The sequence below is a fragment of the Arthrobacter sp. AL12 genome (assembly GCF_029960645.1).
Lineage (GTDB): Bacteria > Actinomycetota > Actinomycetes > Actinomycetales > Micrococcaceae > Arthrobacter.
On the sequence record NZ_JASBQY010000009.1, the window covers coordinates 62,587 to 87,780 of the forward strand.

The 25,194-nt window shown below is 67.0% G+C and carries 24 protein-coding genes, 1 tRNA gene and 1 pseudogene; 7 read left to right on the top strand and 19 right to left on the bottom strand.

Features of this window, described 5'->3' with window-relative positions; all coding sequences use genetic code 11:
• Positions 1–76 precede the first annotated feature (76 nt).
• Positions 77–1,366, bottom strand: a complete 1,290-nt coding sequence (locus QK291_RS11545) for an MFS transporter (protein WP_282381900.1) — start codon at positions 1,364–1,366, stop codon at positions 77–79.
• A gap of 173 nt (positions 1,367–1,539) precedes the next feature.
• Between QK291_RS11545 and QK291_RS11550 the strand changes: the two genes are divergently transcribed.
• Complete coding sequence (locus QK291_RS11550; RefSeq protein ID WP_282381903.1) at positions 1,540–1,989, top strand: MarR family transcriptional regulator; 450 nt, start codon at positions 1,540–1,542, stop codon at positions 1,987–1,989.
• Between the two features lie 64 nt (positions 1,990–2,053).
• Here the strand turns inward: QK291_RS11550 and QK291_RS11555 are convergent.
• The 7 genes and pseudogenes from QK291_RS11555 to QK291_RS11585 form a co-directional block, all read right to left on the bottom strand.
• A pseudogene (locus tag QK291_RS11555) lies at positions 2,054–2,400 on the bottom strand (TIM barrel protein); the annotation flags it as partial.
• A gap of 98 nt (positions 2,401–2,498) precedes the next feature.
• Entirely contained in the window at positions 2,499–3,512 is a 1,014-nt protein-coding gene (locus QK291_RS11560; RefSeq protein ID WP_282381905.1) for a Gfo/Idh/MocA family oxidoreductase, read from the bottom strand.
• A 27-nt stretch (positions 3,513–3,539) separates the two neighbouring features.
• Entirely contained in the window at positions 3,540–4,451 is a 912-nt protein-coding gene (locus QK291_RS11565) for a sugar phosphate isomerase/epimerase (protein WP_282381907.1), read from the bottom strand.
• A 295-nt stretch (positions 4,452–4,746) separates the two neighbouring features.
• Entirely contained in the window at positions 4,747–6,675 is a 1,929-nt protein-coding gene (gene iolD / locus QK291_RS11570) for a 3D-(3,5/4)-trihydroxycyclohexane-1,2-dione acylhydrolase (decyclizing) (RefSeq protein WP_282381909.1), read from the bottom strand.
• 39 nt (positions 6,676–6,714) lie between these two features.
• Positions 6,715–7,665, bottom strand: a complete 951-nt coding sequence (locus QK291_RS11575) for a deoxyribose-phosphate aldolase (protein WP_282381912.1) — start codon at positions 7,663–7,665, stop codon at positions 6,715–6,717.
• Positions 7,662–8,663, bottom strand: coding sequence for a 5-dehydro-2-deoxygluconokinase (gene iolC, locus QK291_RS11580; RefSeq protein WP_282381915.1), 1,002 nt, complete (start codon positions 8,661–8,663; stop codon positions 7,662–7,664). The genes QK291_RS11575 and iolC overlap by 4 nt, the downstream gene beginning before the upstream one ends.
• A gap of 368 nt (positions 8,664–9,031) precedes the next feature.
• Positions 9,032–9,154, bottom strand: a complete 123-nt coding sequence (locus tag QK291_RS11585) for a hypothetical protein (protein ID WP_282381918.1) — start codon at positions 9,152–9,154, stop codon at positions 9,032–9,034.
• A gap of 278 nt (positions 9,155–9,432) precedes the next feature.
• Between QK291_RS11585 and QK291_RS11590 the strand changes: the two genes are divergently transcribed.
• Together QK291_RS11590 and QK291_RS11595 are read left to right on the top strand one after the other, a co-directional pair.
• Entirely contained in the window at positions 9,433–9,795 is a 363-nt protein-coding gene (locus QK291_RS11590; protein WP_282381921.1) for a metalloregulator ArsR/SmtB family transcription factor, read from the top strand.
• Positions 9,792–10,274, top strand: coding sequence for an SRPBCC family protein (locus QK291_RS11595; RefSeq protein WP_282381924.1), 483 nt, complete (start codon positions 9,792–9,794; stop codon positions 10,272–10,274). Before QK291_RS11590 ends, QK291_RS11595 begins: the two co-directional genes overlap by 4 nt.
• A gap of 222 nt (positions 10,275–10,496) precedes the next feature.
• On the opposite strand, the gene sucD is transcribed toward QK291_RS11595, so the two are convergent.
• The 7 genes from sucD to QK291_RS11630 form a co-directional block, all read right to left on the bottom strand.
• Positions 10,497–11,399 carry a succinate--CoA ligase subunit alpha gene (gene sucD, locus QK291_RS11600; RefSeq protein ID WP_282381927.1) on the bottom strand — a complete coding sequence of 301 codons (903 nt, stop codon included), beginning with the start codon at positions 11,397–11,399 and terminating at the stop codon, positions 10,497–10,499.
• Between the two features lie 12 nt (positions 11,400–11,411).
• Entirely contained in the window at positions 11,412–12,581 is a 1,170-nt protein-coding gene (gene sucC / locus QK291_RS11605; RefSeq protein ID WP_282381930.1) for an ADP-forming succinate--CoA ligase subunit beta, read from the bottom strand.
• A 225-nt stretch (positions 12,582–12,806) separates the two neighbouring features.
• Positions 12,807–13,514 carry a hypothetical protein gene (locus QK291_RS11610; RefSeq protein ID WP_282381932.1) on the bottom strand — a complete coding sequence of 236 codons (708 nt, stop codon included), beginning with the start codon at positions 13,512–13,514 and terminating at the stop codon, positions 12,807–12,809.
• A 74-nt stretch (positions 13,515–13,588) separates the two neighbouring features.
• Positions 13,589–13,984 carry a nucleotide disphospho-sugar-binding domain-containing protein gene (locus QK291_RS11615; protein WP_348994573.1) on the bottom strand — a complete coding sequence of 132 codons (396 nt, stop codon included), beginning with the start codon at positions 13,982–13,984 and terminating at the stop codon, positions 13,589–13,591.
• Between the two features lie 25 nt (positions 13,985–14,009).
• Positions 14,010–14,894 (bottom strand): hypothetical protein, encoded by an 885-nt coding sequence (locus QK291_RS11620; protein WP_282381937.1) that lies wholly within the window; start codon positions 14,892–14,894, stop codon positions 14,010–14,012.
• A gap of 58 nt (positions 14,895–14,952) precedes the next feature.
• Entirely contained in the window at positions 14,953–17,475 is a 2,523-nt protein-coding gene (pcrA, locus tag QK291_RS11625) for a DNA helicase PcrA (protein ID WP_282381938.1), read from the bottom strand.
• Positions 17,476–17,767: 292 nt separating this feature from the next.
• Entirely contained in the window at positions 17,768–18,622 is an 855-nt protein-coding gene (locus tag QK291_RS11630; RefSeq protein WP_282381939.1) for an inositol monophosphatase family protein, read from the bottom strand.
• A 100-nt stretch (positions 18,623–18,722) separates the two neighbouring features.
• Between QK291_RS11630 and QK291_RS11635 the strand changes: the two genes are divergently transcribed.
• Positions 18,723–19,376: a hypothetical protein gene (locus QK291_RS11635; RefSeq protein ID WP_282381945.1), complete on the top strand. Its 654-nt coding sequence runs from the start codon at positions 18,723–18,725 to the stop codon at positions 19,374–19,376.
• 110 nt (positions 19,377–19,486) lie between these two features.
• On the opposite strand, the gene QK291_RS11640 is transcribed toward QK291_RS11635, so the two are convergent.
• From QK291_RS11640 to QK291_RS11655, 4 genes are all read right to left on the bottom strand, one after another.
• A complete protein-coding gene (locus QK291_RS11640; RefSeq protein ID WP_282381948.1) occupies positions 19,487–20,512 on the bottom strand; it encodes a hypothetical protein in 1,026 nt (341 codons plus the stop codon).
• Positions 20,513–20,982: 470 nt separating this feature from the next.
• A complete protein-coding gene (locus tag QK291_RS11645) occupies positions 20,983–22,515 on the bottom strand; it encodes an EAL domain-containing protein (protein ID WP_282381951.1) in 1,533 nt (510 codons plus the stop codon).
• Positions 22,505–22,978 carry a hypothetical protein gene (locus tag QK291_RS11650; protein WP_282381954.1) on the bottom strand — a complete coding sequence of 158 codons (474 nt, stop codon included), beginning with the start codon at positions 22,976–22,978 and terminating at the stop codon, positions 22,505–22,507. Before QK291_RS11650 ends, QK291_RS11645 begins: the two co-directional genes overlap by 11 nt.
• A 286-nt stretch (positions 22,979–23,264) precedes the next feature.
• Positions 23,265–24,068 carry a DUF998 domain-containing protein gene (locus QK291_RS11655; protein ID WP_282381956.1) on the bottom strand — a complete coding sequence of 268 codons (804 nt, stop codon included), beginning with the start codon at positions 24,066–24,068 and terminating at the stop codon, positions 23,265–23,267.
• Between the two features lie 86 nt (positions 24,069–24,154).
• Between QK291_RS11655 and QK291_RS11660 the strand changes: the two genes are divergently transcribed.
• The 3 genes from QK291_RS11660 to QK291_RS11670 all read left to right on the top strand — a co-directional run bounded on the left by QK291_RS11660 (position 24,155) and on the right by QK291_RS11670 (position 25,127).
• Positions 24,155–24,227, top strand: a tRNA-Arg gene (locus QK291_RS11660).
• A 1-nt stretch (position 24,228) separates the two neighbouring features.
• Positions 24,229–24,726: a DUF6314 family protein gene (locus QK291_RS11665; protein ID WP_282381958.1), complete on the top strand. Its 498-nt coding sequence runs from the start codon at positions 24,229–24,231 to the stop codon at positions 24,724–24,726.
• Positions 24,723–25,127, top strand: coding sequence for an NUDIX domain-containing protein (locus QK291_RS11670; RefSeq protein WP_282381960.1), 405 nt, complete (start codon positions 24,723–24,725; stop codon positions 25,125–25,127). Before QK291_RS11665 ends, QK291_RS11670 begins: the two co-directional genes overlap by 4 nt.
• Positions 25,128–25,194 lie beyond the last annotated feature (67 nt).

Consider the following 25,194-nt stretch of genomic DNA (forward strand, 5'->3'; position numbering starts at 1 on the left):
GGCATCGGGATAGACCCCTCATCAGGGTCATCGGACCTGCGGTGATGCGCCACGGCTTCGTTCATGGCACACGGGCCTACGTGCGCTGAAGCTCCGCACTCTCCTGTTCGCTCTCCGCACCGACGGGGACGCGGGATCCGGAGGCGCCGCCGTCGTGTCCGGCTTGCCCGCCGTTCGTGGCGCGCCCGCCGCCGCGTCCGCCGTTGTGCCGCTTCGCCGCGGCCGCCGCGAACACCATGACCCCCAGGCCCAGCAGGGTGATCCCGGCGCCGGCCCAGATGGGTGAGGTGTAACCAAGTCCGGCGGTGATGGTCACGCCGCCCATCCACGCGCCGAGCGCGTTGCCCACGTTGAACGCTCCGATATTGGCACCGGAAGCCAGGGTGGGCGCGGTAGTGGCGTAGTTCATGACGCGCATCTGCAGCCCGGGAACGGTGGCGAAGCCGAAGCCGCCCAGCAGCACCATGGAGGCGATGGTCATTGGCTGGCTGGCGGCGGTCAGGGCGAAGACCACGAGGACGACGACCAGCACGGCGAGCGCCACGAGCAGGGTGCGGTCCACATTCCGGTCCGCCGCTTTGCCGCCCACGGTGTTGCCGATGAACAGGCCCACACCGAAGAGGATGAGCAGCCACGGCACGGTGGAGGCCGAGAATCCGGTCACCTCGGTGAGGGTGAAGGCGATGTAGGTGAAGGCGCCGAACATGCCGCCGTAGCCCAGGATGGTGACCAGGATGGAGAGCCAGACCTGCCCGGAGCGGAAGGCACGCAGCTCCCCGCGCAGTCCGCCACGGGCAGAACCATCGCCCGCCTGGCCCGAGCCGGTTTTCGGAACCAGGGTGAGGATGCCGACCAGTGCGAGCACACCGATGGCCGTGATCGCCCAGAAGGTGGACCGCCAGCCGGCGGCCTGGCCCAGCATCGTGCCGAAGGGAACGCCGAGCACGTTGGCCGCCGTGAGGCCGGTGAACATGATGGCGATCGCACCGGCTTTTTTGGTGGGGGCCACCATACTGGCGGCAACCACGGCGCCGATACCGAAGAAGGCGCCGTGCGCGAGCGCCGCGATGATGCGGCCGGTCATCATCAGCGAGTAGTCGGGTGCGACGGCGGAGACCAGGTTGCCGGCAATGAACAGCACCATCAGCAGGGCCAGCACGGGTTTGCGCTCGAAACGGGTCACGGCGGCGGTCAGGAGCAGGGCCCCGACGACGACGGCGAGCGCGTAGCCGGAGATGAGCCAGCCGGCCGTGGCCTCGCTGACCTGGAAGTCTGCGGCCACTTCGGGCAGCAGGCCCATGATGACGAACTCGGTGAGTCCGATTCCGAACCCGCCGAGGGCGAGGGCTATCAGGCCGATGGGCACGGGGGAGCTCCTTCAAAAACTGTACGGAAAGAAAAGCGAAGCGTAAGCTATTAGTTGCAGACGCGCTATTTATTGTTGCATAAGCAACTATGCCGCGCAAGCAACTAATTGGGGGCTGTCGGCGTTCCGCGGTTTTCTCGGGACGGGGCAGGCTGATCTGAAGGGAAGAACTGATGGGCATCAAGGACGACGCCGTCGAGGTCCGGGCGCAAGGCTGGCGGACCCTGGCGGCCCTGCATGGACTGATCGAGGCGGAGCTGGAGCGCTCGCTGCAGGCTGTGGCGCGACTGTCCATCGTGGAGTACACCGTGCTGGACGCGCTGAGCCGCCAGGACGGCTGGCACATGCGGATGCAGCAGCTGGCGCGCGCCACCGCGCTGAGCGCCAGCGCCACCACTCGCCTGGTCAACCGGCTCGAGGACCGCGGCCTGCTGACCCGGATCCTGTGCGCCGACGACCGCCGCGGGATCTACACCGAACTCACGCCGAGCGGGATCAAGCTGCTCGAGGAGGCCCGGCCCAGCCATGACGCCACGCTGGAGCGTGCGCTGGCCGAGGCGCAGGAGGTGCCCGAACTGGCGCCCCTGGTCGCTGCGCTCCCGACGCTGCACGCTCACGTGTAGCGACGTCCGGCTTTCCGGATACCTACAACTACCCCCGCTGACGGGCTGGCTACACGCTGATCAGCTCGGATTCCTCCGCCTTCTCCGGGCGTCCGCTGAATCCGGTGTTCATGGTGCTGACCCCGAGGTCCAAGGCGATCTGGATGGCACGCTTCCAGAACCGGACGGCCGCTTCGCGGGCGTCCTCGTCCGGGCCGGACCAGCGCAGCACCGGATGGCTTCGATCCCGGCGTCCGTGCAGGCCTTGGCCAGCTGGCCCACCAGTTCGTCGTCGGCCTTGGGGTGGTTGTAGAACGGGATGAGATCGGCGTGCGGGCTCATCTGCATGTACTTGTGGCCGAGGTCCGCCACCACGCGGGGAAACTCCAGCAGGGTGTGTGAGTGGCGGAAGGGCGTTGGATCAAGTGCGATTTTTACTTAGGACACTCCAGTGTGGATGGGTCAGGTTGTGCGCGGGACGGAACGGAACGGGAAGGAAGCCGCGGCCCCCAACGCGTTCGTCCCAGCGGTTAGCGGTAGAGGTCGGGCTTGGCGTTCAGCTTCACGGCGACCTTTTTGCCGTTCTTCTGCGCCTCGACGCCGGCCTCGCAGCAGGCGGCGGTGGCGTACCCGTCCCAGGCCGTCGGGCCGCCGATTTCACCGCGCAGGGCTGCGTCGACCCAGGACTGGATTTCGACGTCGTACGCCGCGCCGAAGCGTTCCTCGAAGCCGGGCGTGACGGTGCCGCCCCACCGGCCGTTGCTGCGGGTGAACGGGCCATTGTCCCCGCCGATGCTGACAATGCCGTCTTCGAAGGAAGCCTGGGTGGCCACCTCGTAGCCGAACCTGGCGTTGACGTAGATCTCGACGTCGGCCAGGACGCCGGATTCGGTTTCGATCAGCACGTGCTGCGGGTCGTGCTGGCCGCCGGGTGCGTTCCGGGTGGCCTTGCCTAGGCGGACCTGGACCGAGGTGATTTCCTCGCCGGTGAAATAACGGATGGCGTCGAATTCGTGGACGACGGAGTCGTTGATCAGCATCTCGTTGGTGAAGCCAGCCGGGGTGGTCGGGTTGCGGTGCTGGTGGTGCAGCATCAGCAGCTCGCCGAGTTCGGAATCGCGGATGATCTTGCCGAGGGCGGCGTATTCGGCGTCGAAGCGGCGCATGAAGCCGACCTGGATGCGCTGGTGGCCCAGCGTCTGCTCGGCCTGGACAACTCTCCAGGCGGTCTCGGCGTCCGGCGTGAGCGGCTTCTCACACAGGATCGGGATGTCCCTGGCGAGCGCCCTAAGCAGGATGTCCTCATGCAGGAAGCCGGGGGTGGCGACCAGCACGGCGTTGACGTCGCCGTTGTTCAGGGCCTCATCGGCGTCAGCCAGGGCGACGGCTCCCGGGATGCCTTCAATTGCGGCCTGCGCACGGGAGAAGTCAACGTCGACGACGGCGGCAACTTCCGCTCCGTGGATGCGGGTGTTGAGCCGCTGGATGTGGTCTGCGCCCATACGGCCGGCGCCAATGACAGCTACACGGAGGGTCTTGGTCATGGTTTTGTCCTCAGATCTGGTTGACGTCTAGTTGACGGCGGTGCGGGAGCCGCAGGAAAGCAGGTAATTCCGGGTGCGCTTGGCGATCGGCATCGGGACCTCGAAGGCGACCGGGTACATGTCCTGCTCCACGATGCCAAAGATCGGCCGGTTCAGCGCCTCGACGGCCTCGATGACGGCGCGAAGGTCCGGCAGGCCGTTCGGCGGTTCGGTCATCACGCCGGCCAGGTTGGCGGCGGCCCATGTCATGTTTTCCGCGTTGACCTTCCTGAGGATGTCCGGGTTGACCTGCTTGAGGTGCAGGTAGCCGATCCGGTCCGGGTAGTTCTTGATCAGTTCCAGGCTCGGGGCGCCGCAGTACTCGGCGTGCCCGGTGTCCAGGCACAGGTTGAGGTACTGGCCGTCCGTGGCGGCGAGCAGGGTCTCGATGTCCTCCTGCGCGCCGACGTGGGAGTCGGCGTGCGAGTGGAACTGCTGCTTCAGGCCGAAATCCTCCAGCAGGGTCCTGCCGAGGCGGTTGTGCCCGGCGAAGAGGTCGGCCCAGGCCTTCTCGGTGAGCTCGCCGCTTTCCACGGCCTCGCCGGTGACGTCGTCGCGCCACATCGCCGGGATGACCACGATGCATTCCCCGCCCATCGCGGCGGTGAGTTCGGCGACCTTGCGGGCCGGTTCCCACGCGGTTTCCCACTGCTCCAGGCCGCGGTGGAAGGCGGTGAACACAGTGCCGGCCGAGATCTTCAGGTCCCGGGCCTTGAGCTCCTCGGCGAGCCGGGCGGGGTCGGTGGGGAGGTAGCCATAGGGGCCGAGCTCGATCCATTTGTAGCCGGACTCGGCGACTTCATCGAGGAAGCGTTCCCACGGGGTCTGCTTGGGGTCATCCGGAAACCAGACACCCCAGGAGTCCGGCGCGGTACCGATGATCAGCTTGTTCTCAGTCATTGCCATTCCTTCTCATCGATTGCTCCACAGATGCCGTTTTGGAGCCTCAAAACGGCGGTTGTGGAGCAGTCGATTGGGGGTAGTAGGGTGGGCCCACGCCGCCAGGGTTCCCTGGCCGTGGGGCCCCACCGGCGAGGGCCCCTGCCTAAGCTTGCGAAGGCTGGGAGCCGGTGGGGACTTGCGAGGCGAGGGAGGCGGTGGGGACTAGTTGGACGGGAAGTAGTAGGAGGCGCCGGAGGGTGCTCATGGGAATGTCCTTGGGGGTTGGAAACTGGGATTGCTGAGGGGGCCGGGGTCAGCCGAGTAGCTTACGCTGGCGGCGCTTGTGGTCGACGTAGGTCTGGAAGGCCTGCTTCGTGGAGTCGAGCTCGGAGACCTGGGAGACCGGAACGTCCCACCAGGATTCGGAGCTGGGGGCGTCCATCAGCGGGTCAGATTCCACGTGGATGAGGATCGGGCCGCCGCGTTCGGGCGCCGCCTTAGCGTCGCGGACGGCCTGTTCCAGCTCCGCGATGACCTTCTCCCCCGGTTCGATCCGGATCACCCGCACGCCGAGGCTTTGCGCGTTCAGGGCCAGGTCCACGGGGAGCCGGTCGCCGTCTTCGAAGCTGTGCCGGTCCTCGTCCAGGGCCCGGTACTGGGTGCCGAAGCGCTGCGAGCCGAGGGATTCGGAGAGCGAGCCGATCGAGGCGTAGCCGTGGTTCTGGATCAGGACCACGATCAGCTTGATCCGTTCGGCGACGGCGGTGACCAGCTCGGTGTGCATCATGAGGTAGGAGCCGTCCCCCACCATCACGACGACGTCGCGCTGGGCCCCGCCCCTTGCGGCTTCGGCCAGCGCCGCGCGCTTGACGCCGAGGCCGCCGGGGATTTCGTATCCCATGCAGGAGTAGGCGTATTCGACGTGGTAGCCGAACGGGTCCCGGACGCGCCACATCTTGTGCAGGTCACCCGGGAGGGACCCGGCGGCGCAGATGATCACGTCCTGGGGGTCCATGGCCCGGCTCGTGGCGCCGATGATCTCGTTCTGCGCCGGCAGCGGGGTGAAGCGGGTGTCGAAGGCCTCGTCCACCGTGGCGTCCCAGCGGGTCTTCTCGGCCGCAATCCGCTGTTCCAGGTCGGCGCCGATCCGGTAGCCGCCCAGGGCCTGGTTCAGCTTGACCAGGGCCTTGCGGGCGTCCGCGACGATCGGCAGGGAGGTGCCGTGCTTGTAGGCGTCGATTGCGGCGACGTTGATGTTGATGAACTTCGCGTCCGGGTTCTGGAACGCGGTCCGGGACGCGGTGGTGAAGTCCTCATAGCGGGTGCCGATCCCGATGATCAGGTCCGCTTCGGCGGCGATGGCGTTGGCCGCCGTCGTGCCGGTGGAGCCGATCGCGCCGAGGGAGAACTTGTGGTCCCAGGGCAGGACGCCGACGCCGGCCTGGGTGTTGCCGACCGGGATGCCGGTCAGCTCGGCGAACCTGGCGAGTTCGTCGTTGGCGTAGGCGTAGAGGACACCGCCGCCGGCGATGATCAGCGGGCGTTTGGCGGCGCGGATGGCATCGGCGGCGCGGCGGACATCCTCGTCGTCGGCGTCCGGGCGGCGGATCCGCCATTCGCGTTCGGCGAGGAACTCCCCGGGCACGTCGAAGGCCTCGGCCTGGACGTCCTGGGGCAGCGAGATGGTCACGGCGCCGGTCTCGGCCGGATCCGTGAGCACCCGGAGCCCGTGGTGGAACGCGGAGAACAGCTGCTCGGGCCGGGAGACGCGGTCGAAGAACTTGGACAGCGGACGGAAGGCGTCGTTGACAGTGATGTCGTAGGCGTAGGGCTGCTCGAGCTGCTGCAGGACGGGGTCCGCGGCGCGGGTGGCGAAGGTGTCGCTCGGCAGCAGCAGCACGGGCAGCCGGTTGGTGGTGGCCAGCGCGGCGCCGGTGAGCAGGTTCGACGAACCCGGGCCGATCGAGGTGCTGATCGCGAAGGTCTGCCGGCGGCGGGTGTGGCGGGCGTAGCCGACGGCCTGGTGCGCCTGGGCCTGTTCGTTCCGGCCCTGGTAGTACGGCATGATCGTGGGATCGAGCTGTTGATACTGCTTGAGGGCCTGGCCGACGCCGGCGACGTTGCCGTGGCCGAAGATCCCGAAGATGCCCGGGATCAGCCGTTCGCGGAAGTCCTGGCCGCCGATCGAATCGACGGTGTACTGCTGGGACAGGTATTCCACGACCGCCTGAGCGACGGTCATTCTGCGTGTTCCTGAGGTAGTTCTGGTTCCCATGGGACGTTACTCCGATACTTCTGCGGCGCGGGCGGATGCGGCGCGGTGCAGCAGCGAGGCGGCGGTTGCCACGGCCCCGGCCACGTCGCCGTCGTGCGGGTAGAGCAGGGTCCGGCCGACGGTCAGGCCCTGGACGCCCGGCAGCGCGAGGGCTGCTTCCCAGCTCGCAAAGACGTCGTCCCGTCTGCTGTCCGGGTCGCCGCCGAGGAGCACTGTGGGCATGGTGGTGGACGCCATGACGCGCTCCATTTCGGCCACGACCGGGAGCTTCATCCAGGTGAAGGCGCTGGTGGAGCCAAGGCCTTCGGCGATCGCAACGGATTTGATCACGGCGTTGGTCGAGAGGTCGTTGCGGACCCTGCCGTTCTCCCAAATGGACAGGAACGGCTCCACCATCGCGATGAGCTTGCGCCCGGCGAGGGAGTCGATCGCCTTGGCGGTGGCTTCCAGGGTGGCGACGGTGTCCGGGTCGCCCAGGCAGATGCGCGTAAGCATCTTGCCGCCGTCGGCTCCCAGCGCCTCAAGGGCGGCCGCGGTGTGGCCGGTGAAGCGGTCATCGAGTTCATTGACCAGGCCGGAGAGCCCGCCGCGGTTCATCGAACCGAAGACCAGCTTGCCCTCGAGCGCACCGAGCAGGAGCAGGTCGTCTATGATATCCGGCGAGGCCAGCACGCCGTCGACGTCGGAATTGGCCAGGGCGATCTGGAGCCGGTCCAGCAGCTGCCTGCGGTCTGCCATCGCCATCGGGTCACTGCCGATGGCGAGGGCACCGCGGGCCGGGTGGTCGGCGGCGACAATGAAGTTCTGCTTGCCGGCCTTGACGCCGGGGTGGCGGCGGCGGGCCGTTGCAGCGCGGGCGATCGCGTCGGGGTCCTCGAGCCGGATGATGCTCAGGTGTTCGTAGCGGCGGGGATCATCGTCCACCGCAAGGGTGCCAGCGGCGGGATTGACACTCACAGGGTTGCTCCTTCGGTGGCGTAGGTGCCCGGCACGAGGCGGCCGCGTTCGGCGAGCAGGCCGGTGACTTCCTCCGGCGTCGGCATCGCGTCGGCGCAGGACAGCCGGGAGGCGACCAGCGCACCGGCTGCGTTGGCGAAGTCGAGGATCTGGGCGAGCGGCCAGCCGGAGAGCAGCCCGTGGCAGAACGCCCCGCCGAAGGAGTCGCCGGCGCCCAGGCCGTTGACGGTTTCCACCGGCACCGGGGCGGAGACGACGCGCTCGGTGCGGGTTTTTGCCATGACTCCTTCCGGGCCGAGCTTGACGACGGCGATCTCGACGCCGGCCGCGAGCAGCCGGTCCGCCTGTTCGTCCGGAGTGCCTTCGCCGACGGCGACGGCGCATTCCCTGTCATTGCCGATGGCCACGGTGACGTGCGGGAGGATCCGGGCGACCTGTTCCCGGGCTTCGGCCTCGGCGGCCCAGAACATCGGCCGGTAGTCGAGGTCCAGGATGGTGAACTGGCCGGGTTTCAGCCCGGTGCGGGGCCGCGCCTCGTGGGCCGCGAGGTGGGCGGTGCGGCTGGGCTCCTGGCAGAGGCCGGTGACGGTGGACCAGAAGATGCCTGCGTCCCTGATGGCGTCCAGGTCCAGCTCCTCGGCCTTGATCTGCAGGTCCGCGGCCGTGGGGAAGCGTCCGTAGAAGTAGAGCGGGAAGTCCTCCGGCGGCTTGATCGCGCAGAAGGTGACGGCGGTGGGCCATTCCTTGACCGCGGTGACGAAGGAGTCGTCCACGTTGAACTTGCGCAGTTCGCGGTGCAGGTAGCGGCCGAAGGCGTCGTCGCCGGTGCGGGTGATGATAGCGGCGCGGCGGCCGTGGCGGGCGGCGGCGACAGCTACGTTGGACGGTGATCCGCCAAGGTACTTTCCGAACGACGTGACATCCTCCAGATCCACCCCGATGTCGTTCGGGTAGATATCAACGCTGATGCGTCCGATCGTGAGCAGTTCGTTGGTCACGGTGATCGCGGACCTTTCTGGTGTGAACTCGGTACCTTTGCCCAGCCTGGACTTCGGCGCCTAGGAAGCCGGTGTGAGCCGGGCCACATCCACTACTCTGCCCTAGAATCCATGTACTGTCAAAGCTTTGTACTGACATAATTACAACTGCCATTGAGGCCCTGGATACCCCGCGGCGCGGCTGTTCTTGGCGGCAGCCGGCGCCCCCCCCTGCAGGCTACTTGCCGGGCACGCCCAGCTCGCGGGGACGTACTGCGCCCGGCCGAAACCGAACGACCAAGTCCCCCGCGGTGTTCTCCACAGGCGATGAGGACGTCCTCGCCGGCGACCCCGACGGCGGCCAGCCGTTCCGCTGTGGCGGCAAGCAGCTACTGCTTGGCCTCCTGGCCGCGTCCGGCCCGGCTGTAAATCTGGATCATCACCACATCCGGCGTCCGCTCGAAGCCGGGGCCGGCGTCGATTCGCACGAGTGGAACTGGCCACTCCTTCATTAGTTTGTCCTGACATAACAACAAAACTAGGATGAGCGAAGCAAGGCCACACAGCAACGCGGGGTCACTTTGCGCCCATCCCGGGGTGTGGGACGGGCGCGCAGTGACCCCGCGTTGGACTCTTGCGCAGGCCGGAGGCCAGGCGTAGCGTTAACAACCTAGAGGTTGATCAATGAGGCGGTTGAAGATGCGGTTGAAGACGCGGTTGCGGACGCGGCTGATTGCCAGTTGATCGAACAAATTCACTCTCGAATGCGGGACGGGAGGTGGGGAAACCAGTGGACGAACGCGACGACGATCAGCTCAACTCGGCCTTCCTGGCCCTCGCCGACCCGGTCCGCCGCCGCATCATCTCCCGGCTCAGCCGGGGTCCGGCCACCGTGAACGAATTGGCGGAACCTTTCGCGATCACCAAACAGGCGGTCTCGAAACACATCCAGGTCCTCGAGCAGGCGCAGCTGGTCACGCGCACCCGTGACGCCCAGCGACGGCCCGTCCACCTGAACCCCGCACGACTGGAGGCGCTCACCGCATGGATCGACCAGTACCGGCTGGTCCGCGAGGAGCAGTTCCGCAGCCTTGACGCCGTGCTCCAATCAAACGCCGCGGCACGCGGCACACCGGCAGAGGAGTCATCATGACCAACGCCCTGAAACTCAGTGTCCCGGAGGGATTGCCCTTCATCGATTGCGAGCGGGAGTTCGATTTTCCCGTCGCCGACGTGTTCCGGGCCCACAAGGAGCCCGCCCTCGTCGCCCAGTGGCTCGGCCCGCGGCGGCTGAAGATGGACATCGACCACTACGACTTCCGGACCGGCGGCACCTACCGCTACACCCACACGGGACCGGACGGCGCCGCCTACGGCTTCAAGGGAGTCTTCCACACGGTCCGGGAAAATGACTTCGCCATCCAGACCTTCGAGTTCGACGGCTACCCGGACGTCGTCAGCATCGAGTTCCTGACCTTCGAGGATCTGGGCGGCCGACGCACCCTGCTGAAGGCCCACGGTGTCTATCCCAGCCTGGAGGCCCGCGACGGCATGGCCGTATCCGGCATGGAGACCGGGCTGACCGAAGGCTACCAGCGGCTCGACGAACTCCTGGCCGGCGCCAAAGTTTGATGCTGGACGCCGGCAAGCGCCAAAGTCCGAGGGCCGGCGTCGAGAAGCGGCACAGCAACAGAGCGGCAGAGCACGACGGCGGCGGGCCGCCTCCCCGGGGAAGGCGGCCCGCCGCCGTCGTGCTTAAAACAAACAACGCGGGGTCACTTCCGGCCGATCCCAGCGAGTGGGACGGGCCGCAAGTGACCCCGCGTTGTTTTAGTGCTGGTGGTGCTTCGGCACTTAGAGGGTTGCGAAGACCTCGCGCAGGAGCTTCGCGGTCTCGGACGGCGTCTTGCCGACCTTGACGCCGGCAGCCTCGAGGGCCTCCTTCTTGGCCTGGGCGGTGCCCGCGGAGCCCGAGACGATGGCACCGGCGTGGCCCATGGTCTTGCCTTCCGGGGCGGTGAAGCCTGCGACGTAGCCAACAACCGGCTTCGTGACGTGTGCCTTGATGTAGTCGGCGGCACGCTCTTCGGCGTCGCCGCCGATTTCGCCGATCATGACGATCGCCTTGGTTTCCGGGTCGGCTTCGAAGGCCTCAAGGGCATCAATGTGGGTGGTGCCGATGACCGGGTCGCCGCCGATGCCGATGGCGGTGGAGAAGCCCAGGTCGCGCAGTTCGTACATCATCTGGTAGGTCAGGGTGCCTGACTTGGAGACGAGGCCGATGGGGCCCTTGCCCGTGATGTTTGCCGGGGTGATGCCCACGAGGGCCTCGCCGGGGGTGATAATGCCGGGGCAGTTCGGTCCGATGATGCGCGTGACCTGCTTGCCCTTGGCGTCGACCTTGGACTGTGCCAGGGCCCAGAACTCGGCAGAGTCCTGCACCGGCACGCCTTCGGTGATGACAACGACCAGGCCGATGCCGGCCTCGATGGCCTCAACGACGGCGTCCTTGGTGAAGGCCGGGGGGACGAAGACGATGGAGACGTCTGCGCCGGTCTCGGCCATGGCTTCCTTGACGGTGCCGAAGACGGTGATCTCGTTGGCGCCGTGCACGACCGTGGTGCCGGCCTTGCGGGCGTTGACGCCACCGACAACGTTGGTGCCGGCCTTCAGCATCAGGGCGGTGTGCTTGGTGCCCTCGCCGCCGGTGATGCCCTGGACGATGACCTTGGAGTCCTTGTTCAGATAAATAGACATAGTCGAGTCCCTTTACTTCGCTGCGTTGGCGAGCTCGGCAGCCTTGTCGGCGCCCTCGTCCATGGTGGCGGCCAGGGTAACCAGCGGGTGGTTGGCCTCGGCCAGGATGCGGCGGCCTTCCTCAACGTTGTTGCCGTCGAGGCGGACTACCAGCGGCTTGTTCGCGGAGTGGCCCAGCTCGGCCAGTGCACCGACGATGCCCTTGGCGACGGCGTCACAGGCGGTGATGCCGCCGAAGACGTTGACGAAGACGGACTTGACCTGCGGGTCGCCCAGGATGACGTCAAGGCCTGCTGCCATGACCTCGGCGGAAGCTCCACCGCCGATGTCCAGGAAGTTGGCGGGCTTGACGCCGCCGTGGTTCTCGCCGGCGTAGGCAACGACGTCGAGGGTGGACATGACCAGCCCGGCACCGTTACCGATGATGCCGACGGAGCCGTCCAGCTTGACGTAGTTGAGGTCCTGCGCCTTGGCCTTGGCCTCGAGCGGGTCAGCAGCGTCCTTGTCTTCAAGGGCGGCGTGCTTGGGGTGGCGGAAGCCGGCGTTCTCGTCGAGGGAAACCTTGCCGTCGAGGGCAACGATGTCACCGGCGCCGGTCAGGACCAGCGGGTTGACCTCCACGAGGGTGGCGTCTTCCTTCTTGAAAACGTCCCAGAGCTTCAGGATGACGCCGGCGACCTTGCCGCGCAGTTCCTCCGAGAAGCCTGCGGCGGCGACGATTTCGTCGGCCTTGGCCTGGTCGATGCCGACGGCCGGGTCGATGGCGATCTTGGCCAGGGCGTCGGGGCGCTCAACGGCGAGCTGCTCGATTTCCATGCCGCCTTCAACCGAGCACATGGCCAGGTAGTTGCGGTTGGCCCGGTCCAGAAGAACGGAGAAGTAGTATTCCTCGGCGATGTCCGCACCCTGGGCGATCATCACGCGGTGGACGGTGTGACCCTTGATGTCCATTCCGAGGATGTTGGTGGAGTGTTCAAACGCCTCGTCAGCGGTCTTGGCGACCTTGACGCCGCCGGCTTTGCCGCGGCCTCCGGCCTTGACCTGCGCCTTTACGACAGTTACGCCGCCGATTTTCTCGGCAGCTGCCTTTGCTTCTTCAGGGGTGTGCGCCACGATGCCAGCAAGCACGGGTACACCGTGCGCCTCGAACATATCGCGCGCCTGGTATTCAAACAGGTCCACGGTTTAGTGTCCTTCTACGTCGAAGTAGTTTCTGTACAGCCGGACCCCACGTTATCGCGGTTACCGGGCTGCGGAATAAACGCACCCTGCGACTGGTTTGGAAACGAGCCACACGGCGCAATGCTCCTCTTTCGAACTCTAGCCCTTCCTTGGGAGGGGCCCGTCCCAGAGTACCCGTTATGTGAGTAAGGACACTATTCTATGGAGCGTAGAAAAACCGCTAGATTACGGGGTTTTTGGGGCGTCTGAGGGTGCCTGGGCGGCCGTTTTCCCGGCGTCGGAGATCAGTTCGTAACGCTCGCGCGACACGAAGAATGCGACGCCGGCAGAGACGTTTCCGCAGGCGACTCCGCCGTTGTAGGCCGAGCAGCGCAGTCCGTTGCGCTCCAGGTTCTGGCCCTCGCCGAGGACGGGGAGCTGGGATATCGGGCCGTTGCGGCTTCCCTGGGGCCCGGATTCGGCTTCCTGCTGTGTGACGCCGGAGCGGCACTCGCCGTAGCCGGCGCGCTCCGGGGTAAGCAGCGCGGCGCCGCCGAGGTAGCCCAGGCCCGTCCCGCCGCAGTCGTCAGTGATGTCCTTCGCGTCCGGCGCGGGGTAGGCCGCCAGCTCACAGTGCGCCACCGGGACGGTCGCCTGCTTGTTATTGGCGGGGTCGGCATAGCCGTTCTGCTCATACGGCAGGTTCACGTGCTCGCCGCGGGCCGAGGTCAGGGAGCAGACCACGTTCCGGTCGTCGGTGGCAAAGCTGAGGATGTCCTGGCCCACGGCATACGTGGCCGCGTCCGCAAGGGGCGCCTGCCTGAGCTGCTCGAGGGCAGGAAGCGGTGCGGGCCGGACATAGTCCGGGTCCTTCTGCGTGACGGTGCATGCGGTGCCCGCCAGCAGGATGAGGCCGGCCAGGATCCCCAGAAGTGTCCGTCGCATGGGCTCCATTATGCCTGCAGGGCCGCTGGGCGCTGGCCATTGCCGGCGCCAGCCCCCTGCGCCGGTGCTTCCGTGTGCCTGTGTCAGCCGGCGACGACGGCCTTGATGACCTCGACGGCGGCGCCGACGCTGTCTTCGGCCTCGAACTGCCCACGCATCGCCTGCGCCCGTTCCCGCAAGGACGGATCGCCCAGCACGGTGTCGACGGCGGAGCGGATCGCAGCGGCACTGGGGTTCTCAGTCTTCAGGTTCACCCCGACGCCCGCGTAAGCCACCCGGGCGTTGACGTCGCTCTTGCCCTCGTTGAGTCCCGCCGTCACGAGAGGAACCCCGTGGGACAGGCTCAACAGCACCCCGCCGAATCCGCCGTTGGTGACGAACACGTCCGTGAAGGGCAAAAACCCGGGCAAAGTCGACGTAGTTCTCGACAACGACGTTCGGCTGCGGATATCGCCGCCGCAGTTCTTCGGTGCCCACACCTCCGGTGGCCACGACAATGCGGTATCAAGTGTCCTTGAGCGCCTCGAGGGTGGGGACCATCAGCTTTGTCGGGTCCCGGTTGTCCACGGTTCCCTGGGTGACGACGACGGTCCGGGACGTTCCGCCCGCCCCCGTCTGCTGCGCGTCCAGGTCTGGAGCGGTGGCGGTCACCGGGCCGACGGCGGCTCCCCGACGGTGCGGCAACAGGGCCCCGACGTAGTGATTGGTGACGTTGCGCCGCGGGAAGTCCAGCGAAGCGGTGCCCGTCTGGATGATCGCATCGGACCACCGATACGGCTCGTCGGTGATCGGGTGGCCCCGTTCGGTGCGGAGACCGTAGCCGTGCAGCTGCCGGACATACCTGGCCCGCGCCGGCTTGGTCACGAACTGGTCCGAGACCAGCCGCGCACCGGCATGGAGGGCCTTGTCGACCGGGTTCCGTGCCGGGGCGAAGCCGAAGAACATCGGGGGCACGAGCGGATCGATTTCCATATTTCCGGTAGGGAGGCAGCTGACCACTGTCTTGCCCAGCACCACGGCCACCAGCCGCTGGATAAACATGGTGTTGTCCATCACGACGACGTCGAATGGAAAGCGCCGCTGCACGTCCCTGATGTCTTCGAAGAAGTTGGTGACGTTCCTGGCAAAGATCTTTCCGCCGTCGAACCGGATGGCGATCGGCCTCTTGAGCCGGGCGCGCTGCGGGTAGAGCTCGTTGAGGTTGTCCCCGGTGTGCTCGATCGCGCGACCGAACGGGTAGAGCGGGATGCCCAGCTCGGCCAGCCTGCCGGCCAGCGTGCGGCCCGTATACCAGCCGACGTCGTGGCCCTCGTCCTTCAAACGAACGCCGATGCCCGTCATGGGATTGAAGTGTCCGGCGATGGCCTGGCTTGCCAGCAAAACTTTCATGCCTGAGTTTACAAAACTCTCATGCCTGAGTTGAAGCGTCGAGCTTGGTCAGCGGCGCTTAAGCGTCGACCTTGGTCAGCGGGGCGTACCGGAGAAGGAGCCGCTTTTCGCCGATGCTGAACTTCACCTTCGCGACCATTTTGTCCCCGGCGCCCTCCACGGCCAGCACGGTGCCGTTGCCGAAGCTCGTGTGGTTGACCTTGTCGCCCACGCTGACGGCGACGATTTCCTTCTGCGGCTGCACGCGGTTCTTGGCGATGGCGGCGGGAACGTCCGCGTTGAAGCCGGCGGACGGGCTGGCCTCGGTCCCGCGCGCGGTGCCGGCTCCCCAGAAGGATCCGCCGTACCGGCTGGAGCCGATGGAGGCGCCGCCGCTCCAGCCGCCGGCCTGGCGGGTGGAGCCTTCGCGCTTCCACTCGACCAGCTCGGCCGGGATTTCCTCAATGAACTGGCTTGCGGGGTTGTACTGGCTCTGGCCCCACATGCTGCGCACCTCCGAGCGGGTCAGGTAGAGGCGTTTCCGTGCCCGGGTCAGGCCCACGTACGCCAGCCGGCGTTCCTCGGCCAGCTCCTTGGGGTCGGTGGCGGAGCGCTGGTGCGGGAACAGGCCGTGCTCCATGCCTGTCAGGAACACCACCGGGAACTCCAGCCCCTTGGCGGTGTGCAGGGTCATCAGGGTGACGACGCCGAGCCGCTTGGCTTCGGCGACGGCGGCGGCCAGCTGGTCGGGGGACCCCGCCGGGGCGTCGGGGATCTGGTCGGCGTCGGCGACGAGGGAGACCCCCTCCAGGAAGGCCCCGAGCGATCCCTCGGGGTTGTCGCGCTCGTATTCACGCACGACGGCGACGAGTTCCGCCAGGTTCTCCACCCTGGACTCGTCCTGCGGGTCGGTGCTGGACCGAAGGGTGGCGAGGTAGCCGGTCTGTTCCAGGACAGCCTCCAGGGCGGCGGCCGCGCCGGATCCGGAGGCCACCTCGGCGAGGTCGTCGAGCAGTTTCACGAAGCCCTGGACCGCGTTGACGGAACGGGTGGCCATGCCGGGGGCCTCGTCGGCGCGGCGTGCCGCGGCCATAAACGAGATCCGGTCCCGCTGCGCGAGGGAGGCCACGGCACCTTCGGCCCGGTCGCCGATGCCGCGTTTGGGCTCGTTCAGGATGCGGCGCAGGTTGACGTCGTCGTCCGGGTTGACCAGGACCCGCAGGTAGGCGAGGGCGTCCTTGATTTCCTTGCGCTCGTAGAACCGGGTGCCGCCGACCACCTTGTACGGCAGCCCGACGCGGACCAGGACATCCTCGATCGAGCGGGACTGGGCGTTGGTGCGGTAGAAAATCGCGACGTCGCCGGGGCGCAGGTCGCCCTCGTCCTGCAGCCGGTCGATTTCCTTGGCGATGAACTGGGCCTCGTCGTGCTCGTTCTCGCCGACATAGCCGACGATCTTCTCGCCGTCGCCTTCCGCGGTCCACAGCCGCTTCTCCGGCCGGTTGGGGTTGCGGGAGATGACCGAGTTGGCGGCGCTGAGGATGGTCTGGGTGGAGCGGTAGTTCTGCTCGAGTTTGATGGTGCGGGCGTCCGGGTAGTCCTTCTCGAACTCCACGATATTGCGGATGTCGGCGCCGCGGAAGGCGTAGATGGACTGGTCAGAGTCGCCGACGACGGTCAGTTCGGCCGCGCCGGGGCCCTCGCCGACGATCTCGCGCACCAGTGCGTACTGGGCGTGGTTGGTGTCCTGGTATTCGTCGACGAGGACGTGCCGGAAACGGCGGCGGTATGACTCGGCGAGCGCAGGGAAGGCGCGGAACATGTAGACCGTCTCGGCGATCAGGTCATCGAAGTCCATGGCGTTGGCCTGGCGCAGCCGCTGCGTGTAGCCCTTGAACACCTCGGCGACGGACTGTTCGAAGGGGTCGTTGTGGTTGGCGCTGGCGGAGTAGCCGTCGGCGTCGATCAGTTCGTTCTTGAGCGCCGAAATCTTGTGCTGGATCGCCTTGGGTGCGAAGCGCTTCGGATCGATGTCCAGGTTCTTGGCCACGAGCGTGATGAGGCGCAGCGAGTCAGCGGAGTCGTAGATGGAGAAGTTGGAGTTCAGGCCGACGTTCTTGGCTTCGCGGCGCAGGATCCGGACGCAGGAGGAGTGGAAGGTGGAAACCCACATGGTCTTGGCCCGGGGGCCAACGAGGGCTTCGACCCGCTCCCGCATTTCGGCGGCAGCCTTGTTGGTGAAGGTGATGGCCAGGATCTCGCCGTGGTGGGCGCGCCGCGTGGCGATCAGGTAGCCGATCCGGTTGCTGAGCACCCGGGTCTTGCCCGAGCCGGCGCCGGCGACGATCAGCAGGGCGCTGCCGGCGTGCTTGACGGCCTCTTCCTGCTGCGGGTTCAGTCCCTCGAGGAGCTCGGCCGCTCCCGGGAGCCGGTGGTGGTCCGCGTCCCCTGCCGGATTGTCCCCGTGGACGCCGTGGGGCCCGGGACCTCCCGCGGAGGGCAGGGTCGCAGTCCCCGTTCCCGCGGGCGTTTTGGTGAGCGCCGCCGTCTTCGAGGCAGCTTGGAAGGGTCCGTCGGTGTAGGGGTCAAACAACATATCCATGGTGTTAACAAGTCTAGGCGGTGCCACTGACACCGGCGTCCGCCCCCTCGGGACATGCCCTCCCCTGCCTGCGGCCACTGGACACAATGCCAGTATGACCATGCCCCGCCACCAACAATGTGCCTGCCCCCAGACCTTCACAGCGCCCCGGCCGGACATGCCCTCCCCTGCCTGCGGCCACTGGACACAATGCCAGTATGCCCATGCCCCGCCACCAACAATGGGCATGTCCCCCAGTGGGCGGCGCGAAGAATGGGCATGTCCAGAAGTCAGGGGTGTTCCCCGCCCGGATCTACCCGGCGGCGCCTGATTCCAGGGCGGCGCGGAGTTCCCGGACCGCCGTCGTGCCCCCGGCGACGAACCAGTCGAGTCCATTAACCCGCACGACGTCGGTAGCGCCGCCGGCCGCAAGGATAATCGCCTGGCCCGGCAGCCAGTCCCATTCCGGGCAGCTGTGCTGGAACCAGCAGCCCAGTCCGCCGTCGGCCACCCGGCTGAGGTCGCAGGACCCCGAGCCGAACATCCGCAGCGCGGCGGCGGAGGTCGCGGCGGCGTGCCAGGGCATCGCGCACATCGGGTCGGCGAGCCAGGTGGGGTGGATGTACGTTGCGGCGCCCAGCTCGGACAACGGGGTGTTTGAACGGCCGCCCGGAACGCCGTCCGGCCCGAAAGTGGTCAGGCGTTCGCCGTTGAGCGTGGAGGGGTGGCCTGTTCCGCCGAGCCAGAGCTTGTCCTCTTCCGGCTGGTAGATCCCGCCAAGCAGCACCCCGGAGGTGTCCTTGAGGGCAATGGCGGAGCACCAGTAAGTGGAGCCGTGCAGAAAGTTGTAGGTCCCGTCGACGGGGTCGATCACCCAGGTCCTGCCGCTGGCGCCGGCCACGGAGGCGCCCTCTTCGCCGAGGATGCCGTCGTCGGGCCGGCAGCGCTGGAGCTGTTCGAGCACATAGGCCTCGGCCGCGTGGTCCGCGGCAGTGACGACGTCGGATACGGAGGTCTTTTGCCGGCCTTCGAGCCCGGCCTGCCGCATAAGCAACGCCAGGGTCCCGGCCTCGCGCACGAGGGCCTCGGCGAGCTGATAGTCGTCCAGGGCGGGGTTGAGTTCAGCGGTGCTGTGCCGGCCGAGCCGGTGCTTTCCTAGTTCGGTCACGCGTTCCACCCTAGCGGCGCCTGCCGGCAGTGAACAGGCGGCAGCACGACCGGCGCCCGGCCCGCGCCGTCCCCCGGTCAGGACGGGCGATAATGGTGCCATGGCCAAGACACCCGCACAGCGAATGAAGAAGCACGGCGCCAACGCCGTCGTCCCCCAGCATCATCTGCCGTCGGTGATCAACCCCAGCACCAGCCGGTCCCCGCAGAAGGCCCAGAACAACAGCAACCTGATCCTGATCGCCGGTGTCGTGGTGAGCCTGTTCCTGTTCTGGTACGTCCACCTGCTCACGCTGAACCAGCTGACCCAGCTCAGCGGCGGCCTGGCCATGCCGGACTCCCTGGTCGGGGGCTTCGACCTGGGCTTTGTGGAGCAACTGCGCCTCGCTATGGACGAGGCTGCCCGGGGCCAGCTCAACTATGTGCACAAGACGGCCGGCACCCTCTTCCCGCTGATCTTCGGCTTCACCTGGCTGCTGCTCATCGGCACGAACGTGGCACGCAAGGGGCTGCGCTGGGCGCTATGGGCCGTGCCGCTGCTGTTCGCGGCCGTCCGGCTGTGGGGCAACGCGTCCATCGACTCGCTGATGTCCGCGGACACCGTCGACGCCGGCCAGGTTGCCCTGGCCTCGGGGCTCACCGTCGCGGGCTGGGTGCTGCTGGTGCTGAGCCTGGTGGCCGGCGGCGCCGCGGTGTTCCTGGGCCGCAAGCGCGCCTCCGCTGCGGCCCCCACCGCGGGACAAGCCCAGTCCTAGGCAGAGCCACTGGACATAGTCCCGCTATGTCCATCCGCTGCGGAACCCGGAGGGCATGCCCACCGCCGGGGTCGCGCAGGCGACTTCCTGGCAGAGTTACACAGCCGGGCTCAGAACTCGGCTATCAAGTATTCCCGGGCCTGGTCCGCACGCTGCTTTGCGCCCGCAGCCTCAAAATAGATGGCAGCCTTGAGCAGGTTCCGGTCTGCTGTCGGCCCGTCGCCAAGCGCCTTCTGTGCCCGTCCCAGCAATAGGCAGGCTTCCCCCAAAGTGTGTGGCTGGAGCACGTCTTCACGCTCGCAGACATCGTCCAGTAGCTGGACAGCCGCTGCCGGATCCCCGGCCAGAAAGTTCCAGTGGCCACGGTTCAACTTCTGCAACAGAACGTTCTCCTCGCTTCCGCCGATGACGTCAGTGGCCAATTCGGCTCGTTCGATACACCGAAGGGTGGCCGAATCGGCGACATCTGCGGCCAGCCGCATCGCCGCGGACGCATTGTTGAATCTGGCCCAAACCTCCAGATTCCTTCCCGGCGAAAGAGTGCCAGCTGCCAAGTCATGGAAACGTAGGCCTTCATCAACCCTGCTGCTGAGAAATGCCACGTTGCCAATGGCCCAGTAAACGTTGCCCAACAACTGTTCGTCGACTTCAGGCGAGATTACGCTGGCCAAATTAAGACTCTCGGTCCAGGCCTCGTCAAGCCTGCCACTTTCACCAAGTGCAGCGATTAGAGCCAGGCTGGCCGTCACACTGACCTCATCGTCAGAGTCACCGGCCATCAGATTGGCGGCGGCCATAGCCTCTTCAGCAGCCTTTTCCAGAAGTCCCGCACCCTGCCACGCTTTGGACAAAAGAATTCTCACCCTCGCCTGCATCCGCTCCCCGGAGTGGCGCGGTTGGCTTATCAGCACTCCGGCGACGTCTGCGCACTCCTCGAATAGTCCAGCAGCCAGCAGGCTTTCCGCCTGGAAGAAAGTCATGCTCCACCAGGATTCAGCGTCCCCGGCGTTGAGGGCAATCTCCGCAGCACTGCGAGCACTGGTGGCAGCCTCAATGAACGCATGGCTGGCCCAATGTTCCCGCGCCTGAAGCTCAGCGGTGACATAGGAGGGAGAGACGGCGTTTTGTTGTTGCATGATTCGATTATCCGTTGCCCCGGGGGACAAAAAGTACCAAGGATGCAAGCATTTCCCGCGCAGTATTGCCACAGGAAACCCCAAACTTCGCGCGAGTAACACAGTTTTGAGGGGGCCGCGGAAATTGTCGCGTTGCGGCGTGTCTTATGCCCCTATACTGAACTTGCATCTCATGAGTCACATCAGCCTCTTACGTATCAGGAGCCCCCAATGAAGAAAACCCTCGCGACTCTCCTCGTCGTTGGCGCACTTGCCACGGCAGGCTTTTCCGCCACGGCCGCAATCTCTGCAAGCGGTGACAACTCGGGACAGACTTTGGTAGCAGCTCCGCAGTGGTGGCCGAATTCCACTCCCAAGTACTAAGGGAGACGGTCTGAACGGCGGGTACTGGAAGGCGACTTCCGGTACCCGCCTTTCTTGCCTAACACCCGCCGCCAAGGCCTGAACAAGGCAATGACGGGCGGCTGAGCCTACTCCCCCGTCGCCCCCGGACTAATCAGCGCTTCAATCTGCGCCGCCGGCACGGGCCGGCTGAAGTAGTAGCCCTGCCCGCTGGCGCAGCCCAACCGAACCAATTCCGCGGCCTGCTCCGCCGTCTCGATGCCCTCGGCAATCGCCGTGAGCCCGCAGGCATGGATGAGATGCAGCACCGCCGCGACGAAGTTGCTCTGCTCCTCGTCCGAGCCCAGCCCGGCGATCAGGCTCTTGTCGATCTTGACCACGTTGACCGGCAGTTTCCGCAGGTAGCTGATGGAGGAGTAGCCGGTACCGAAGTCATCGATTTCGAGCTGCACCCCCAGCCGCCGCAGCCCGCTCAGGGAGTACTGGTCCACGTCCCCGCCGTTGACGGCCATGGACTCCGTGAGCTCGACAATGAGGTTGGCGGCGTCCACTCCCGTTTCCCGGAGGATGTCGCGGACGTGATCGATCAGGTCGAGGTTCTGCAGCTCGGTCGTGGAGATGTTGACGCGGACATTGAAGCTGGCGTCTACGTTCAGCTCCTGCTGCCAGCGCCGCAGCTGGCGCACAGCATTCCGCAGGACCCAGTGGCCCAGGTCCACGATCATCCCCGTCTCTTCGGCCAGCGGGATAAACGAATCGGGCATCAGCAGGCCGCGCTCCGGATGGTTCCAGCGCACCAGCGCTTCAACACCTTCGATCCTGCCGGTCGCAAGTTCCACCACCGGCTGGTAGTGCAGGGTGAGCTGGTCCTGGCGGATCGCCTCACGCAGTTCCGTGATCAGGACGCTCTGGAGCCTGCGGGCATAGAGCAGTGCCGGTTCGAACACCTTGATGCTGCTGTGCGGCTGGGCCTTGGCGGCGTACATCGCTGTGTCCGCCTCCATGACCAGATCGTCGACTGACTGCCCCGGCTCTGCGACCCGCAGCCCGATGCTGGTGCCACAGGTGATACGCAGGTCCCCAATTTCCAGGCCTTCGCCGAGGGCCTTGAGGATCCTGTTGGCGACCCGGCGGGCCCTGACCAGGTTGGACTTCGGCAGCATGACGGCAAACTCGTCGCCGCCGAGACGGGCGACCGTGTCCGTGTCGCGGACGGCCTGCTGCAGCCGCCGCGAGATCACCCGGAGCACGTCGTCGCCGGCGCTGTGGCCCAGGGTGTCGTTGATGCCCTTGAAGGAGTCGAGATCGAGGACCAGCAGTGCCGGCGGCAGTTCGCCCCGGCTTGTCTCGGCAAGAGCGTGGCTCAGGACCGAGTTGAGCGCCGTCCTGTTGGCAAGTTGGGTCAGCGGGTCGGTCAGCGCCATCCGTTCGAGCTCGACCTGGGCTTCGCGCAGCATCGCGGTCCGGCTTTCGACGCGTTCCTCGAGTTCCTGGTAAATGGTCTGCAGGTCATCTGCCATCAGGTTGATCCCGGCGATAACCGCGGCGACGTCGTCCCTGGCACCGGAGTGCGGAATCCGGGTCGTCAGGTCTCCGCCGGCAATCCGGACGATGCCTTCGACAAGGGCGTGCAGCCTGGGGTCCGGTGGATCAGTGTTCACTCGAGTAGCGCCCCAACCAGCCGATAGCTTCAGCCTCAGACAGGAAGAACTGCGCCGGGATGGTCTCGGTCCTCGACCGCAACAGGTAGTGCGCGATCACGCGGTCGACGGGGCTTTCGCCCACCAGTGCAAAGGCGGACGCCGCGATCGAAGTGCTGTAGACGTGCCGCGCCTCGGCACTGATGCCCACCACACCCGTGATGACCAGCAGCACAGGCACGCGCCGACCGTGGGCCAGGGCCCGGACCGCGGCTCCGGCTACGCGGGCCTCGGGACCCTCGATTTCCTCGTTGGCGGGAAGCGCGACTTCGATGATGCCGCCCTCGCGCAGGCGGACGCCAATCGGGACACGCGCGAGGGTCCTCACTCCGGCGTCGTGGGCGGCGTCGTGGCCGGCGTCGTTCGCGTCGGCGGGTTCTGCGGGGATGAGTTCGCCGGGTCCGGCTGTGGCCTCGATCGTCATGGGAACTCAACCCTCCGGCACGCCGGCACAGCAAGTTCGCCGTCTCGGCCGGCGAAGGCCGTCGCTCCATCAATACGCCGCAAGACTCGCTGATCAGACATTCGTCCCCATTGGACTCCACAATCGGCCATTCGCTATGCGCTGGAGTCACGACGCGCATGCTGCGCCGGAATATGCCGGCGAATGCCCTCATGATAATCCAAGGTGCGCCTCCCATGAGACATAAGACACCCCCGCGCCGCTGTGCCCCTCAGATCAGGACCCCCGCGCCGCTGTGCCCCTCAGATCACGACCCCGGCGGCAGCCGGCGCCCGGCCTGCCCGCCCCGCGCGGCCCGCGCGGCCTTCCGCACGCTGCGTTCCCGCCCCACCCGCTGGGCAACCACCAGCCCGACGGCGGCCGTGCCGATCGTGATGGGGTAGCCCATCAGCCGTTCCAGGGTGCCGGGCTCCGGTACGTCCATCCCGGTCACGCCGCCGGCGATGAGCGCCCCGAGGGACACCACGCCGCAAGCCAGGATGGGCCAGCTCAGCGCTGTCTGCCGGAGCCAGAGCCAGCCCAGCAGCACCAGCGCCAGGCCACCGGCGGCAAAGTACAGGATGGCCCCCACCACGTGCCACTCGGATCCGGCGTCCTCGGGGACCAGCCCCACCAGGACGGTCCCGGCACCGGCGGCGGCGGTGAGGGCGCGCGCGGCGATGGCGGCCGCCCACATAACCCGGCTGGCCGGTGCCAGCGTAAACCGGACGCCGGGCCGCGCCGCCGTGCACAGCAGCGCCGTGCCGAGCAGCAGCGCACCGACCATCATGCCGATGCCCTGGACCACAAACGAGGCGTTCATCAGCACGTTCGCCGGCGAGCAGACGTCCCGGCCGTCGAAGACCCCGCAGCCCACCGCGCCCAGGTCGCTGATGTAACCGGTCCTGCGGCTGTACGGCTGCTGCCCCGCCCACGCACCGATCACGGCGGCCTCCGCCACGAAATACTGCAGCACGCTGAGCAGCGCCAGCGCACCGGCGTAGAACCGGGTGGACGGCAAGGCCGGGATGTAGATGATGTCCTTGGACGGCGAGTCTGCAGCGGTGGTCATGCAAAGAGCGTAGTACGGCCCCTCACCTTGTATGCTTGTATCCGTGTCCGAACGGGCCGGCCCGCCGCCGACCAGCACGGACGCCCGCCCTCGTAGCTCAGTGGATAGAGCACGGCTCTCCTAAAGCCGGTGTCGTTGGTTCGATTCCAATCGAGGGCACTTGAACCCCCAGTCCCCGGACGCCGCTCCGGACTTCGACCTCCGCGCCTACCTGCTGGGCAGCTGGGTGGTGGAACGATCCCTGCTGGACCTGTCCGCCGGCACCCGGGGGACCTTCACCGGCGTCGTCGGCTTTACCGCAGCGGACGACGACGGCGGCCTCCGCTTCCGCGAAGAGGGCACCGTTTCCTGGGCGTCCGTCCCCGGCGGACCGGCCGGCACACCGTTCACCGGGCCGGCCAGCCGGGAGTACCTGCTCCAGCCCACCGGCGCACCGGACACGATGGACATGTTCTTCCCCGACGGCCGGCCGTTCCACCGCATAGGCTTCGGCCCGCGGAGCAGCCAGGACCAGCACTGGTGTGACCCGGACGTTTACCGCGTGAGCTACACCAGGACGGGCCCGGACGACTTCCGCTACGAGTGGGATGTCACCGGACCGGCCAAGGACCTGCTGCTCACCTCGGTCCTGCGCCGCACCAATAAGGCCGCGGCGTGAACCCGCTCATTGTGGTCTCCGCGGTCTGCGTCTTCGACGAGGCGGGGCGCCTGCTCACCGTGCGTAAACGCGGTACGGACAAGTTCATGCACCCCGGCGGCAAGCCCGAGTCGGGCGAGACAGCCGCGCAGACGGCCGCGCGGGAGCTGGCCGAAGAGGTCGGGATCGTGCTCCGGGCCGATGAGCTGGTGCTCCTGGGTATCTGGTTAGCGGACGCCGCCAACGAGGCCGCGACGCAGATCCAGGCGACGGTCTTCACGGCCCCCGGGGTCTGGAATGCCCGGCCCTCCGCGGAAATCGCCGAGATCCGCTGGCTGGATCTGGCCGCGGAGCTGCCGGACGACCTCGCCCCGCTGCTCACCGACCACGTCCTGCCCGCCCTCTCGGGCCAGGCCGGCTAGCGCCTGGCCGAACAGCGCCTGCCCGATCAGCCCCCCCCCGGCACAGCTACTGCCCGTACGGTTAGGG

What these genes read in the sequence shown, in the direction of transcription:
- QK291_RS11550 (WP_282381903.1), top strand. Translation starts at nt 1,540, where the DNA reads ATGGGCATCAAGGACGACGCCGTCGAGGTCCGGGCGCAAGGCTGGCGG.
- QK291_RS11560 (WP_282381905.1), bottom strand. Translation starts at nt 3,512, where the DNA reads ATGACCAAGACCCTCCGTGTAGCTGTCATTGGCGCCGGCCGTATGGGC.
- QK291_RS11565 (WP_282381907.1), bottom strand. Translation starts at nt 4,451, where the DNA reads ATGACTGAGAACAAGCTGATCATCGGTACCGCGCCGGACTCCTGGGGT.
- iolD (WP_282381909.1), bottom strand. Translation starts at nt 6,675, where the DNA reads ATGACCGTCGCTCAGGCGGTCGTGGAATACCTGTCCCAGCAGTACACC.
- QK291_RS11585 (WP_282381918.1), bottom strand. Translation starts at nt 9,154, where the DNA reads ATGAAGGAGTGGCCAGTTCCACTCGTGCGAATCGACGCCGGCCCCGGC.
- QK291_RS11595 (WP_282381924.1), top strand. Translation starts at nt 9,792, where the DNA reads ATGACCAACGCCCTGAAACTCAGTGTCCCGGAGGGATTGCCCTTCATC.
- sucD (WP_282381927.1), bottom strand. Translation starts at nt 11,399, where the DNA reads ATGTCTATTTATCTGAACAAGGACTCCAAGGTCATCGTCCAGGGCATC.
- QK291_RS11610 (WP_282381932.1), bottom strand. Translation starts at nt 13,514, where the DNA reads ATGGAGCCCATGCGACGGACACTTCTGGGGATCCTGGCCGGCCTCATC.
- QK291_RS11620 (WP_282381937.1), bottom strand. Translation starts at nt 14,894, where the DNA reads ATGAAAGTTTTGCTGGCAAGCCAGGCCATCGCCGGACACTTCAATCCC.
- pcrA (WP_282381938.1), bottom strand. Translation starts at nt 17,475, where the DNA reads ATGGATATGTTGTTTGACCCCTACACCGACGGACCCTTCCAAGCTGCC.
- QK291_RS11635 (WP_282381945.1), top strand. Translation starts at nt 18,723, where the DNA reads ATGGCCAAGACACCCGCACAGCGAATGAAGAAGCACGGCGCCAACGCC.
- QK291_RS11640 (WP_282381948.1), bottom strand. Translation starts at nt 20,512, where the DNA reads ATGCAACAACAAAACGCCGTCTCTCCCTCCTATGTCACCGCTGAGCTT.
- QK291_RS11650 (WP_282381954.1), bottom strand. Translation starts at nt 22,978, where the DNA reads ATGACGATCGAGGCCACAGCCGGACCCGGCGAACTCATCCCCGCAGAA.
- QK291_RS11655 (WP_282381956.1), bottom strand. Translation starts at nt 24,068, where the DNA reads ATGACCACCGCTGCAGACTCGCCGTCCAAGGACATCATCTACATCCCG.